This window comes from Belliella calami (assembly GCF_022549695.1).
GTDB lineage: Bacteria > Bacteroidota > Bacteroidia > Cytophagales > Cyclobacteriaceae > Belliella > Belliella calami.
Genome location: NZ_JAKZGS010000020.1, coordinates 16,515 through 29,705, shown reverse-complemented (window position 1 = coordinate 29,705; position 13,191 = coordinate 16,515). Strand labels below are relative to the sequence as shown.

13 protein-coding genes are annotated in these 13,191 nt (G+C 38.2%); 2 read left to right on the top strand and 11 right to left on the bottom strand.

Going from position 1 to position 13,191, the window contains the following annotated elements; genetic code table 11:
* Nucleotides 1-93: 93 nt before the first annotated feature.
* Nucleotides 94-2,088, top strand: coding sequence for a hypothetical protein (locus MM236_RS17385; protein WP_241276266.1), 1,995 nt, complete (start codon nt 94-96; stop codon nt 2,086-2,088).
* Nucleotides 2,082-3,239: an alanine racemase gene (alr, locus tag MM236_RS17380; protein ID WP_241276265.1), complete on the top strand. Its 1,158-nt coding sequence runs from the start codon at nt 2,082-2,084 to the stop codon at nt 3,237-3,239. Before MM236_RS17385 ends, alr begins: the two co-directional genes overlap by 7 nt.
* Nucleotides 3,240-3,534: 295 nt before the next feature.
* Here alr and guaA read toward each other — a convergent pair whose 3' ends face one another.
* The 11 genes from guaA to MM236_RS17325 form a co-directional block, all read right to left on the bottom strand.
* Nucleotides 3,535-5,064 carry a glutamine-hydrolyzing GMP synthase gene (gene guaA, locus MM236_RS17375; RefSeq protein WP_241276264.1) on the bottom strand — a complete coding sequence of 510 codons (1,530 nt, stop codon included), beginning with the start codon at nt 5,062-5,064 and terminating at the stop codon, nt 3,535-3,537.
* A 131-nt stretch (nt 5,065-5,195) separates the two neighbouring features.
* On the bottom strand, nt 5,196-6,203 hold the full coding sequence (locus MM236_RS17370; protein WP_241276263.1) for a ligase-associated DNA damage response exonuclease: 1,008 nt from the start codon (nt 6,201-6,203) through the stop codon (nt 5,196-5,198).
* 12 nt (nt 6,204-6,215) lie between these two features.
* Entirely contained in the window at nt 6,216-6,854 is a 639-nt protein-coding gene (locus tag MM236_RS17365; RefSeq protein ID WP_241276262.1) for a flavin reductase family protein, read from the bottom strand.
* On the bottom strand, nt 6,851-7,294 hold the full coding sequence (locus MM236_RS17360; RefSeq protein WP_241276261.1) for a hypothetical protein: 444 nt from the start codon (nt 7,292-7,294) through the stop codon (nt 6,851-6,853). The genes MM236_RS17365 and MM236_RS17360 overlap by 4 nt, the downstream gene beginning before the upstream one ends.
* Nucleotides 7,295-7,318: 24 nt before the next feature.
* Nucleotides 7,319-7,582: a hypothetical protein gene (locus MM236_RS17355; RefSeq protein WP_241276260.1), complete on the bottom strand. Its 264-nt coding sequence runs from the start codon at nt 7,580-7,582 to the stop codon at nt 7,319-7,321.
* Between the two features lie 80 nt (nt 7,583-7,662).
* A complete protein-coding gene (locus MM236_RS17350; RefSeq protein ID WP_241276259.1) occupies nt 7,663-8,349 on the bottom strand; it encodes an SDR family NAD(P)-dependent oxidoreductase in 687 nt (228 codons plus the stop codon).
* A gap of 116 nt (nt 8,350-8,465) precedes the next feature.
* A complete protein-coding gene (folE, locus tag MM236_RS17345; protein ID WP_241276258.1) occupies nt 8,466-9,161 on the bottom strand; it encodes a GTP cyclohydrolase I FolE in 696 nt (231 codons plus the stop codon).
* Nucleotides 9,121-9,531: a 6-pyruvoyl trahydropterin synthase family protein gene (locus tag MM236_RS17340; protein WP_241276257.1), complete on the bottom strand. Its 411-nt coding sequence runs from the start codon at nt 9,529-9,531 to the stop codon at nt 9,121-9,123. The genes folE and MM236_RS17340 overlap by 41 nt, the downstream gene beginning before the upstream one ends.
* 504 nt (nt 9,532-10,035) lie before the next feature.
* Nucleotides 10,036-11,721, bottom strand: coding sequence for a L,D-transpeptidase family protein (locus MM236_RS17335; RefSeq protein WP_241276256.1), 1,686 nt, complete (start codon nt 11,719-11,721; stop codon nt 10,036-10,038).
* Nucleotides 11,722-11,787: 66 nt separating this feature from the next.
* On the bottom strand, nt 11,788-12,636 hold the full coding sequence (gene kdsA, locus MM236_RS17330; protein WP_241276255.1) for a 3-deoxy-8-phosphooctulonate synthase: 849 nt from the start codon (nt 12,634-12,636) through the stop codon (nt 11,788-11,790).
* Nucleotides 12,629-13,189: a KdsC family phosphatase gene (locus MM236_RS17325; RefSeq protein ID WP_241276254.1), complete on the bottom strand. Its 561-nt coding sequence runs from the start codon at nt 13,187-13,189 to the stop codon at nt 12,629-12,631. Before MM236_RS17325 ends, kdsA begins: the two co-directional genes overlap by 8 nt.
* Nucleotides 13,190-13,191 lie beyond the last annotated feature (2 nt).

The following is a 13,191-nucleotide window of genomic DNA, read 5'->3' as shown; positions in this document are numbered from 1 at the left end:
AAAAGTACAACCTCCCATTTTGGAAAGGTTGTACTTTTACATTTTACCAGTACAAAAAAACGAAAAACACACATTAAATAATTCAGCTTTTTTATGCATAATCAAGTGCTTACAGACAACACATATCAGAAATTCGAAGAACTTTTCCAGGAGTTCAGTCAGGCGACAGCACTTACCAGACCTGAAAAAGCCCAAAAATTAATGGGGCAGATTGATTTGCAAATTGACAGTTCAGAAGGACTCGATTTTATATTCCAAAACATTGGAGGCTTATCTGAAGCAGGTATTTTTGATGGCTCACCATGGGCTGATCCTTCCAAACTAGTAGCTAGCTTAGTAAATGGAACGCTTAAAAGTTCGCACCCAAATTCGACCATAGAGATCTTAAGTGAATTACGTCTATTGGCAATTGCCAATGGAAAAATGAAAATAAAAGGATTCAGTGCCAAAGATGCCGAAAACTTCATTCAAGAGGTGATTGTAGCAAATTTAGAATTTGTCTTCAATGAACCCCTAGAAGAAACTCGGTTGGTAATGAGTGAACATGAATTGAAGAAAGTCCACACACTTTTCAAATTCATTTCCAAAGAAACCAAGCTTGATAATGTCAAAGAAAAACTCGTCGAGGAGCTGAGTTTGATATGCGAACAAAGGCCAGTAGTAACAGAAAAACAGCGAAAAATCATCGCTTTGGTGAAAGAGAAAATCGAATTAGACCCGACAATTGATCTGGATTCAAAGCTTTTGAAGTTCCAAAGGTGTATTTATAGACCAACCGTCAAAACGATAGACAAGAATTTCAAAGAATATAAGACTTCGCTTAAGGATTTTTCCAAAGAGCAATTGGAAGCTGAGTCTATTGAGATGAGTAAATCGATGTTGAGTTTTGGTTTGGTAAGCCAATACCATCCAGTGTTAGTGAAATTTCTTATTGAAAAAGGGCACAAAGATTTGATTCCAGACTGTTTGGGGCTTAGTGAAGCTGGCACGGCTAGGTGGAAAGAATACGAGGAGTTCATTTCCAAATTGATTCTAAAAACTATCCATCCGTACAATGCACAGTGTATTTATGGACTTGCCAAAATGCTAGAATCCGGAATTTTCTCAAGAGAAGCTGTTCGATCTGGATTGGCAAACATGCTTACTATCAACATCCATCCTGAAGTAGAGGAAAGGATATTGAAATCGACCAAAACACCGCATGAAAAGATCAGTGCTTTGCAATATTTGATGGGGGCATTGTTTCGTGTTTTGGGTCAACCACTCGGGGTAGGTCAAGGCAACAATCCAACCTGCCAAAGCGCACGTGGGATCAGCATGTGGAGCCAGCATGCTCCCGCCAAACTGATCAACATGGTACAGACAGCAGCAACATATAATGACCTCACATTTAGATTTGAGGCACAGGAAATCAAAGCCTCAGCAGTAGGAATGGGCTTAGTACAAAACCTTGATCACAACCTAGATGCAGTATCAGTGACTTTGGTTCCGATGCTGGACAAAATCTACAATGAAATGATGCTAAGAGCATCAGGTAGAGCAGAGGACCCTCACAAATGGGTCAATCCTGCCCTTTATGGGCAATGGATCCAGATCGGTTTTGCATCGGCTTATGATTATTTGTACAATGCCATCGTAGATTTTGATGGGTTCATCAGGGTATTTTACGCCATGTGCCACCCCAAATACAATGGTGGACACAGGTTGATTTATCCCAATCCAGTGGGGATTTTCATAACAAGCTCAAAGGGCGACATGTTGGGATTTCATGCTATCTCGTTGCTTCGGGTGGACAAGGATCCAAAGGGTGTATATAGAGCTTACTTCCTCAATCCCAACAATGAAGGAAGGCAAGACTGGGGGCAAAACGTCAAACCATCTGTCTATGGAAATGGTGAGATCTATGGCGAATCATCTTTGCCGCTGAATGAATTTGCAGCTCGAATTTATGCCTTTCATTACAACAACTTGGAGGCAATAGACAAAATGGAGAACGTCCCGGATGAAGAAATCCAGAATATTAGAAAATTGGCTGAGGAGAGTTGGGGACGTTCATATACTTGGTTAGAAACAAAAAAATCATGGTAAGACATTCTTCTAGGATTGAACTAAAACAATCTGCATACAAAAACAACATTAACTTTATCAGAAAAAAAATAGGTGAAAATGTAATCGTATCATCAGTAGTCAAAGCAAATGCTTATGGTCATGGCATCAGGACTTTTGTACCAATGGCAGAAAAATGTGGGATAGATCATTTTTCTGTCGCTTCAAGCTTTGAGGCAGAAGAAGTCTTAAGTGTCTGTTCGCCAAAAAGCCGGATAATGATCATGGGCATTATTTACGAAGAAGATATTCCTTGGGCAATAGAACATAACATTGAGTTTTTTGTCTATAACTACGAACGTCTACCTCAGGCTCTCGAAGCCGCAAAAAAAACTGGAAAAAGAGCAAAGGTTCATATCGAAGTAGAAACAGGGGCAAATAGAACAGGCTTGCCTCAGAAGGATTTCATCAAAGTGCTTAATTTTCTCAAGAAAAACACTGAGCATATTACCTTTGAAGGACTTTGCACACATTTCGGTGGGGCGGAATCCATTTCAAATCAATTTAAAATTGATATGCAACTCAAGCGCTACAAGGCGTTCCTGAAGCAATGTCGCGAAAAGAAGGTAGAACCAAACATCAGGCATATTGCCTGCTCTGCAGCAGCTTTGGCTATGAAAGACACCGTGTATGACATGGTTCGGATCGGTGTTGCGCAATATGGATTTTGGCCTAGTCCCGATATCTATTATGCACATTTGCATGAAACCAACAAAAAGGCAGATGCTTCACTTAAACGAATCTTCTCTTGGAAAACGGACATTATGGATATCAGGGATGTGGAACAGGGCGAGTTTATTGGTTATGGAACATCATTTCAAGCAACGCACAAAATGACCATTGCAGTCATGCCTTTAGGCTATTCAAATGGCTATCCTAGAGCATTGTCTAATCGAGGCCAAGTATTGATTCATGGAAAAAAGGCACCGATCGTTGGATTGATCAATATGAATTTGTTTATGGTTGACATCACACACATCAAGGAAGCCAAACTTGGTGATGAGGTGGTACTCATAGGAAGGCAAAATAATAATGTAATCAATGTATCAAGCTTCACCAATAGCACTCAGCTCCTGAACAATGAAATGCTGAGCAGACTACCAGCGGCTATACCAAGGACGGTGGTAAAATGATGATAAGGAAAAGTAAAGTTTTGAAGAACTTTTTGAAAAGAATGGTTCTATTAGTGACTTGATCATGCGTCAATAATATTTTCATAGAAAAACTTAAGCATTATTTCAATAACATTTCACCATTGTCGGAGCAGACTTGGACTGATATTTTGCCACTTTTTGAAAAATAACAAACAAAATAAAACCAAAAAGCCCTAACCTTTTCATTCCTTAAATAGAAATGAAACAAGGTAGGGCTTTTAAAATATTGGGGATTCAAACTAACTCTTCTTAAATCGGTATTTCAATTTACAATCTATTCCCACTCTATCGTTGCAGGTGGCTTAGATGAGATATCGTAAACTACTCTATTCACCCCTTTGACTCTATTGATGATTTCATTGGACATTTTTCCCAAGAATTCATAAGGCAAATGAATCCAATCTGCAGTCATACCATCTACTGAACCTACGGCTCTAAGCGCTACCACTTTTTCATAGGTTCTTTCATCTCCCATTACTCCGACAGATTGGATTGGTAGAAGGATTGCTCCTGCTTGCCATACCTGATCGTAGAGTCCATGGTCTTTGAGGCCTTGGATGAATATATAATCCACTTCTTGTAGTGTCTTTACTTTTTCGGCTGTAATATCTCCCAAAATCCTGATCGCAAGTCCTGGCCCAGGGAAAGGATGCCTACCTACGATCGTTTCTGGAATTTCCAAAGCTCTCCCCACTTCTCTCACTTCATCTTTGAAAAGTGTATTCAATGGCTCCACTACAGATAATTTCATGAAATCAGGAAGTCCACCCACGTTGTGGTGAGACTTGATGGTCGCGGAAGGACCTTTGACAGAAATGGATTCAATCACATCAGGGTAAATTGTCCCTTGACCAAGCCATTTCACTCCGTCAATCTTGTTTGCCTCAAGATCGAATACTTCGATAAAAGCATTCCCTATTGCTTTTCTCTTTGCCTCAGGGTCAGATATCAATGATAGAGCTTCATAAAAACGCTGCTTTGCGTCAACACCTATTACGTTTAGCCCCATGTCTTTGTAAGAATGAAGCACTTCTTCGAATTCATTTTTTCTCAAAAGTCCATTATCAACAAATACACAGTAAAGGTTGGCACCAATAGCCCTATGGATCAAAGTAGCTGCTACAGAAGAATCTACCCCTCCTGAAAGCCCCATGACTACCTTATCATCTCCTAACTTATTTCTAAGCTCTTCTACAGTCGCATCGATAAATACATCTGATGTCCAATCTTGGGAACATCCACAAATCTGAACCACAAAATTTCTAAGGAGATTTTTTCCTTCTGATGAATGGGTCACTTCCGGATGGAACTGAATCCCGTAAGTCTCTTCATTTTGGATCTTGAATGCTGCAACTCTTACTGAAGAGGTACTTGCTATCACATCAAAACCTTCTGGCAATTCCTTGATCGTATCACCATGAGACATCCATACGGTAGATCCATGACTCATTTCTTTGAGCAAATCATAATGGGTATCCAAATGACTCAAATTTGCACGTCCATATTCTCTAATCTCAGAGGGAAGTACTTCGCCGCCATACTTGTGAGCGAGAAGTTGTGAACCATAGCAAACCCCCAAAAGTGGAAGCTTACCTCTTAGGCTATCCAAGTCAAGGTCTGGGGAGCCTTCGTCTCTAACTGAGCAAGGGCTTCCAGACAAAATAACACCTTTGATGTCACTTGTTATTTCTGGAATCTTGTTGTAAGGGTGAATTTCACAATATACATTGAGTTCTCTAACTCTTCGGGCGATGAGCTGTGTGTACTGAGAACCAAAATCTAGGATCAAAATCTGTTCTGCCATGCGCAAAGGTAATCAGCACCTGACAATTGATGAAATTAAACGCGAAAATTTTCGGAAGAATATTTGGCTTTGTATTTCGACTACCTAAAACCACAACTGGAAAAATTGACTAAAAAGACCCAACACTATAATTAATCTTCACTAGCGTCCAACCTATCTCCTTCAAATAATGTCTCAAGTTCTACTGAATGAATCCTAAGCTCTTCTTGCAAATATTTTCCAAAAACAGCTGTACTCCCGTGAGTTAAATAAACTTTCTCTGCTTCTGTAGCTTGAATGGCAGTAATCAACCCTTCCCAATCAGCATGATCCGACAATACAAACCCTGCGTCTGCCGCACTTCTTCTTCTTGCCCCACGAATATTCATCCACCCCGAACAAATTCCTGTTCGGTAAGGTGAGAACTTTTTCATCCATGGTGTACCCATCGCAGAAGGAGGTGCAATAATCAAAGAACCTTTAAACCTATTTTTGGGAGTATCTTGAGTGACTTTTTCGATATCTACTACTTTGACTCCATTGGCAATCAATGCTTGATTAGTATTCCATACAGCTCCATGTGCAAAAACTTCACCTATAGACAGGTCAAGATTATTGATTATTCGTTGCGCTTTTCCAAGTGAATAGGCAAACAAAACAGTATTTCGGCCCTGATCAGCATTTGATTTCCACCAAGTATTTATTTTTTGAAAAATAAGGTCTTGTGACTCCCATTTATATATCGGCAAGCCAAAAGTGCATTCTGACACAAATTCATGGCATTTCACAGGTTCAAAAGCAGCAGACAATCCATCGTCCTCCACTTTGTAATCTCCACTTACTACGACTATTTTTCCTTTGTAAGCCAATTTTATCTGGGATGAACCTGGAATATGACCGGCAGGATGCAGTGAAATATCCACACCATTGATCGAAATAGGATCATTGTATCCAACTGTATGAATGTTAATATCTTGACCTAACCTTAGCTTCATCACTTCTTCGGAGTGGTGGTGCGCAAGGTAATGCTTCATCCCCCATCGCGAATGATCGGCATGTGCATGTGTAATTACCGCCTTGTCAACAGGCTTCCAAGGATCAATAAAAATATCAGCTTGAGGACAATAAAGTCCAGAGGGAGTCAATTCCAATAAAGACATACGGTTTTAACTTCAAAAATCAATCAAAACCTCCAAATCCTTCCCGGGCTTTGGATAGCTCAATTTAGCCAATCTCTTTCCAACATAATATTCATCCAACCCAGAGACAGTAACTGTTCCCAATTTCTCCAAATCCAAAGACCCATCGGTTCTAAGTCCTTCGGTTTCCACATGAACTTCCTCAATAGATGCTATGACTAGCACAGTTCCATTTACCTGTAAGGTTTGCGTCTCCACCAACTTACAAGCCAACTGAACTGGACTGTCCTCCACAAAAGGTGCAAAAAAATCATTCTTATAAGCTTCTTTTAATCCTGTCGCTACAAACTCCGATTCCTTATAGCTCGCTGCTGTCTGATGAGCTTGTTGGTAAAAAGATTCATGTACATGATTGAGCGTGAAAAATTGAGTTTCGATAATATTCTCAAGCGTATGCCTTTCTACTGTATGTGGGCGAAATAAAACCCCAACCAAAGGAGGACTCGCTCCGATATGGAAAACTTGGGAAAATGGAGAAAGGTTGGTAATCCCTGCTGTATTTTTTGTACCTATTAGATTTAAACTTTTGTAACCTGACAAAGAATTTACAAAATCTCTTCTAAAGGCACTCTCGGAATTAAGTAACTCCTCTTTGGTAAAATGTTTCATCATTCGGCAATCGCTTCTTCTATTGAATTGCAATACTTTATATCCAATTTTTCAATAACATTATTTGGATTATTTTTTAGGATTTGCTCTTTGGCGATCATCACCATTTTTTCAAACCATTTCTCTGGCGGCAATATTTTCCTGTGTTGATTAACTCCAAATTCAAGCATTTCATTTTTCCAATGTAAAAAATACCATTCCATACTTGGCTGGTGAAAAGCCCTCAAAGATCTCTTATCGAAAATAAATTTCTCGTATCCACCTTGTTTGATAATTTCAGATATTTTCAAGAAAATATTTTTGAAATTATCTATGGGAACGTAGTCTGAAAGTAGTTGACATACAACAACTTTTTTTTCGCGGCTTGCGAAAACTTTGGCATCTCTTTCTTCAAAATCCAAGTCAAAATTACTAAGTTCTGTGATATTGATAGTAGCGTTCATTTTATTAAAGGTTAATTTGGTGGGTTAGTGAAATGACCTTTTTTTCAATGTCGGTGCATTCGTCACCTCTACTTTGAAGGTATCTAAGTTTTCTTCCAAACGTATAGCATATTCCAAAGTTGTCTTCATCAGCTCTTGTTGTGCGGAGATTTGTTCCTTCAACCTCTCCAATTCAACATTCATTTCAGACAACTTATGCTCATATTCCTTCTGAAGCCTTTCCTTCTCGAGTCTGGCCTTTTTCAATTCTTCCTTGAAAATCAAAAATGATTCCGGTGGAGTCTTCATAATCGTTGTACTTATTACTCTGGGAACATACCCTACTTTACTACTTTATCTTTGTATGTTTTGTTTAAAAAAAAACAAATTTATATACCTTTCACAGAAGAAATCCCTCCATCCAAGTGTAAAATCTGACCCGTCATCCAAGATGCATCTTCCGAAAGCAAATATAGTGTAGCTGAAGCAATATCACTAGGCTGACCATATCTGCCTAGTGGATGTCTTTTCTTTGAGGCTTCTTTTTTGTCATCATTTCCCAAAAGTTGTTTTGCCAAAGGGGTGTCTGTCAGAGATGGAGCCACAGCATTTACCCTGATCCTATTTGGAGCCCATTCTGCTGCCAAGGACTTGATCAACCCCTCTACAGCACCTTTAGCACTTGCAATAGACGCATGAAATCCCAATCCTATACCTACGGCAACTGTGCTGTAAAGAACTACAGATGCTGAATCTGATTTCTTCAACCCTTTCAAACAAGATTGAAGAACTTTGACTGCACCAAGTACATTGATTTCATAATCATTTCTAAAATCCTCCAAAGAAAATCTGTGAAAGGGCTTCAAATTGATAGACCCAGGACAATATACCAATCCATCAATTACATCTGGAAGTCCTAAAATATCTGTAAATTCTTTGGTGACATCAAGTTCATTTTCCCCTTCTGCACTTCGAGAATAGCTAAAAACATTTGCCCCGATTTTCTCTAGTTTTTCTACTAAGCTTTTCCCTATTCCTGAATTGCCTCCGATGACTACAATATTCTTGTTTTCCATAATTTGTTGTTTTATAATTAAGCAATTATGGTAAAAAATGTTTAAAATTTTAGATTATAAAAAAAAGCCAAAAATTTTCGTTTTGGCTTTTTTTCGCTGGTTTAGTTTGTACTATTTTATAAAGAAATGTATTTCATAAATTCATTTCTTGAACTTTCTTCTTTTTCGAATTTTCCACTGTAGAATGAAGTCACAGTTGAACTATTTACATCCTTTATTCCTCTTGAAGATACACACATGTGGTGAGCATCTATTACTACAGCAACATCATCGGTTCCCAGTATCTCTTTCAATTCATTTCCGATTTGCATCGTAAGTCTTTCTTGAACTTGGGGTCTTTTGGCGAAATATTGTACAATCCTATTGATCTTGGATAAGCCTATCACTGTCCCATTTGATATGTAAGCGACATGAGCTTTCCCATATATTGGAACAAAATGATGCTCACAGTTCGAAAAGAATGTAATATCCTTTTCAACAAGCATTTCATTGTACTTATATTTATTCTCAAAAAGCTTCGCTTCTGGTTTATTTTTGGGATCAAGACCACTGAATATCTCCTGAATGTACATTTTGGCTACTCTACGGGGAGTACCTTTTAAGCTGTCATCAGTAAGATCTAAACCTAGCACATGCATGATCTCCCTGAAGTGCTTTTCGATGAGCTCAATTTTCAGCTCATCATCCATTTCAAATGCATCTTCTCTCAGTGGCGTGTCAAATGAAGTCCCTACATGTTCATCTCCAATTTCGTCAATATCCCGACTGATATTAATTCCCATCGTATTCAACAAAGTTTCTTTCTGTTTCATATAGTCGAATAATTAATTCGTGTTTTTTATCAATTTTAGTTCTTAGAATATTCCAAATAACCACAGCAATGTTTTCCGCAGTTGGGTTAAGGTTTTGAAATTCATCTGTATCTAAATTTAAATTTTTATGATCAAATTTATTTAAAACGTGCTCCTTGATAAGGTCAGATAGTATTTTCATATCATAAACATAACCCGTCTCTGGATCTACAGGACCAAACAACTTTACAATCAATTCATAATTATGCCCATGATAGTTTATATTATTACACTTGCCAAAAATTTCTTGATTTTTCTCTTCGGACCAATTCGAATTGTGCAATCTGTGCGCACAATTGAAGTGCTCTTTTCTATATACTGCTATTTTCATTACGTTATAAACCTGCTGATTTGATTTTTTGTTTAATTAAAACAATTATTCTTTAAACAAAAATACTAATACTCTGAATTCCAGATAAATAATTATGCATATCCGCATTCACACTTGTATCCACATTTAATCAGGTTCACCACTTGAATTCGTCATGCTGTCGACAGTCTTCTGATATTTCCTGATTAGCATATGCATTGATGTGTTGTGCCATTGCTGATAATCACTTAGACAATTATCCTTTTCAAATCAAAGCTTTTTTGTTTTTATTAAATTTTTCGTAAATATCCTTCTCAACATTTATCAAGTCGAAAACAGTTCCATTGATACTAATTCGATGATTGAAATGTTTGATTTGCCATCTTGCTTGTACTGCACGCCCTCTATCAAGCTAAAGTCTCTAAAGGAAAGAGAATTTCATTATTCCACAATTCTCAGAAATCGATTTCTGTTAGTGTTTATCAAGCTTTGCAATTCGATATATTCTAATAGAAAAAAGCTTGATTAGGTTTTTCTAACCTGAGATAGCGCTTTTAGGATCTCTGAGTCTCTGTCATAAATATCCCTTCTATAATATTCCTGCCCTTTGGAATCAGCCCAATAAGTCAAGTAAAAAATTACAACGGGAATTTTCCTATCTAATGTGACAACTCGTTCCTTCTTTTGTTTCATTGCCTCATCGATCTTTGCTTCGGTCCATTGAGAATCAAAAGACAAGAGTAGCTTTGCCAATTCGGCAGGGTTCTGAATCCTGATGCACCCATGACTCAAAGCTCTGTCTTCCCTTGAAAACAAACTGCGGCTAGGAGTGTCATGGATATAAACACTGTATTGGTTAGGAAACATGAATTTTACAAGACCCAAAGAATTTTGCGCTCCTGGTTCTTGTCTAATCATGTAAGGGAATTTCCTTGGATTGGTTTTTTGCCAATCTATAGTTCCTGGATCTATCAAAACCCCTGAGTTGTTTATTACAACCATGTTTTTACTGGCCAGGTAATTGGGATTTTTCTTGATAGCAGGGATAATTTCATTTCTCGTAATAGAATTTGGAACCGTCCAAGTGGGACTGAATACGAGATAGGACATCTCTGCATCAAACTGCGGAGTAGCATGATAGCTTTTGCCCACTATCACTTTTGAACTGAGCAAAGTGTCTCTTTTGGAAATAAAGTCCAGTTGAAAATTAGCTGTATTCACCAAAATAAGCTCCTGCTCCTTAATATCTGCCGAAAGCCATCTCAATCTTTCCATGTTCACTTTTGCAGTGGCTATCAAATCGCTGGGGCTTTGGTTTAATGCATAAACAGTCCCTTGTCCAATGACTCCATCTGTTTCCAAACCATGCCTTGCTTGCAACTTTTTGATCCCCAACTCCATGATACTATCGTAGGTTTTGTCATCTTTGACAAAATCTTTACTTATAAATTCCCAAAACATCAACCTAGACCTAATTTCATTTATCTGATTATCAGAATCTCCAACCTTGATTGATTTATCAATTTTAAGCTTTTTCCAGCTCCCGATGTATTTCGAATTATATCTCTTTTCGTGACCATACATATATCTAAGTCCATCCCTCATCCTTTTGTAAATAGTAAATGTGGGATAAAGTTCTTCAAAGCTTTTCCTGATACTTCCTTTGGCTAAAGCCGTCACCAATCTCTCTCCAGCTTGAAGCTCAGTAGCTGAGCGCTGTATGTTCCAAACCGATTTTAGATTAGCGGGATTAACTTTACCAAGGTATAAATGTGAAGAAATAATCAAATATGCATCACTCAACAAAACATCAAGTGCGGCAAAATCATTAGGTAAAAATACACCTTTTGACTTTCTAGAATTTTCATATCTCCCAAAAAGCTCATTGATAGCCGACAAGTGATAATCGGCAGGATTGAGTCCATCAAATTGGATTTGCTGTATTTCGTAGCGCATTTCATAGGCTATTTCAGGCAAAACTTTCCCATCTGACCATGCCGGCTCAAAAACCCTATCACTGTAAAAACTTTTGATCGTCACAGCGCTGAACAATTCCTGCCCTATCACCTTTTGATCCGAATCAGGACTGTCTTTTTCAATAAGGCTTCTGATCAAGTTAGAAATTTCTCCCTGATTATTCTGTGCAGTAAGATTGCCATATTGAAATCCAAGAAGGATTATGAATAGAAATTTAAGTAGCGTTTTCTTCATAGTAACAAAATCCAAAATAAAAAGGGACTTACCTAAATTGGAGTCCCTTTTGCATTAAATACGCATCTATTTCACTGAGAAGTCTTGGTATTTTCTTCCTAGCTCCCATGATTCTTTCAACATCCCTAAGAATGATTCCATTTTATCCAATGGTATCAAATTAGGACCATCACTCAACGCTTTTGAGGGGTCAGGGTGCGTTTCTATAAAGAAACCATCAACACCAGTGGCTGCTGCTGCCCTTGCCAAAAAAGGCGCAAATTCTCTTTGGCCACCACTTGTACCTCCTTGTCCCCCTGGCTGCTGAACACTATGTGTAATATCAAAAACAACAGGTGCAAATTGCCGCATAATCGGGAGTCCTCTCATATCCACCACCAAATTATGATAACCTAATGAAAATCCTCTTTCAGTCAGACAAACATTATCATTTCCTGTTGATCTCACTTTGGTCACTGCATATTGCATATCTTCTGGAGCCATAAACTGCCCCCTTTTGATTTTTACTGCTTTTCCTGTTTTTCCTGCAGCTAAAAGCAAATCTGTTTGTCGGCAAAGAAATGCAGGTATTTGAAGTACGTCGACTACTGTCGCCACTTCTGCCGCTTGGTAACTTTCATGAATGTCTGTCACCAATGGGACATTCAACTGCTTCCCAACCCTCTGCAATACTTCAAGAGACTGATCCATTCCGATACTTCTGAACGAACCCGAAGATGTCCTGTTTGCTTTATCAAAAGATGCTTTGAAAACATACGAAAACCCAAATTTCTCAGCGAGCTCTTTTACTGTAGATCCTATTTCTATACAAATATCAAAACTTTCTACAGCACATGGTCCTGCAAAAAGGACTGGTTTGTTTTCTCCTAAAATCACATTGTCTGTGATTTTCATTGGTTGTGTAAATCTATTCATTACTTTGGTTGGCTAATTTTTCAATTATTTCTTCAAATATCCCTTTGGATATCAATACAATATCCCCTACTTCCCTAAACACACCTTTTCCTCCATCCAAAGATGATACTAAGTGAACTTTGTTTTTGATATACGGAAGTGCATCTGCTGGACAAACAGATAGTCCAACCTGAGTAAGAATTGGTAAGTCTATCAAATCATCACCTATGTATGCGACACTTGAAAGATCAATTTCCAAAGTCTCCAAAACTTCTTTAAGTTTCCTTCCTTTGTCCTTGATTCCATGGTAGTGAAAATCAAAATTCAACTCCTCACAACGGTCTTCCACAACTTTTGACCTCCTACCTGTAATGGCTCCAACCAGAATTCCGTTTTTTCTGAGATGACTAACGATCAAACCATCCTTGACATTAAATTTCTTTGACTCAAGACGGTTGTCATCATAGATGATTCCCCCATCTGTAAGCACCCCATCGACATCAGTGATTATAAGCCGGATTTCTTTGGCTTTCATTTTGATTTCCTCGGTCAATCCCGAGAGGTAATTTTGCATAG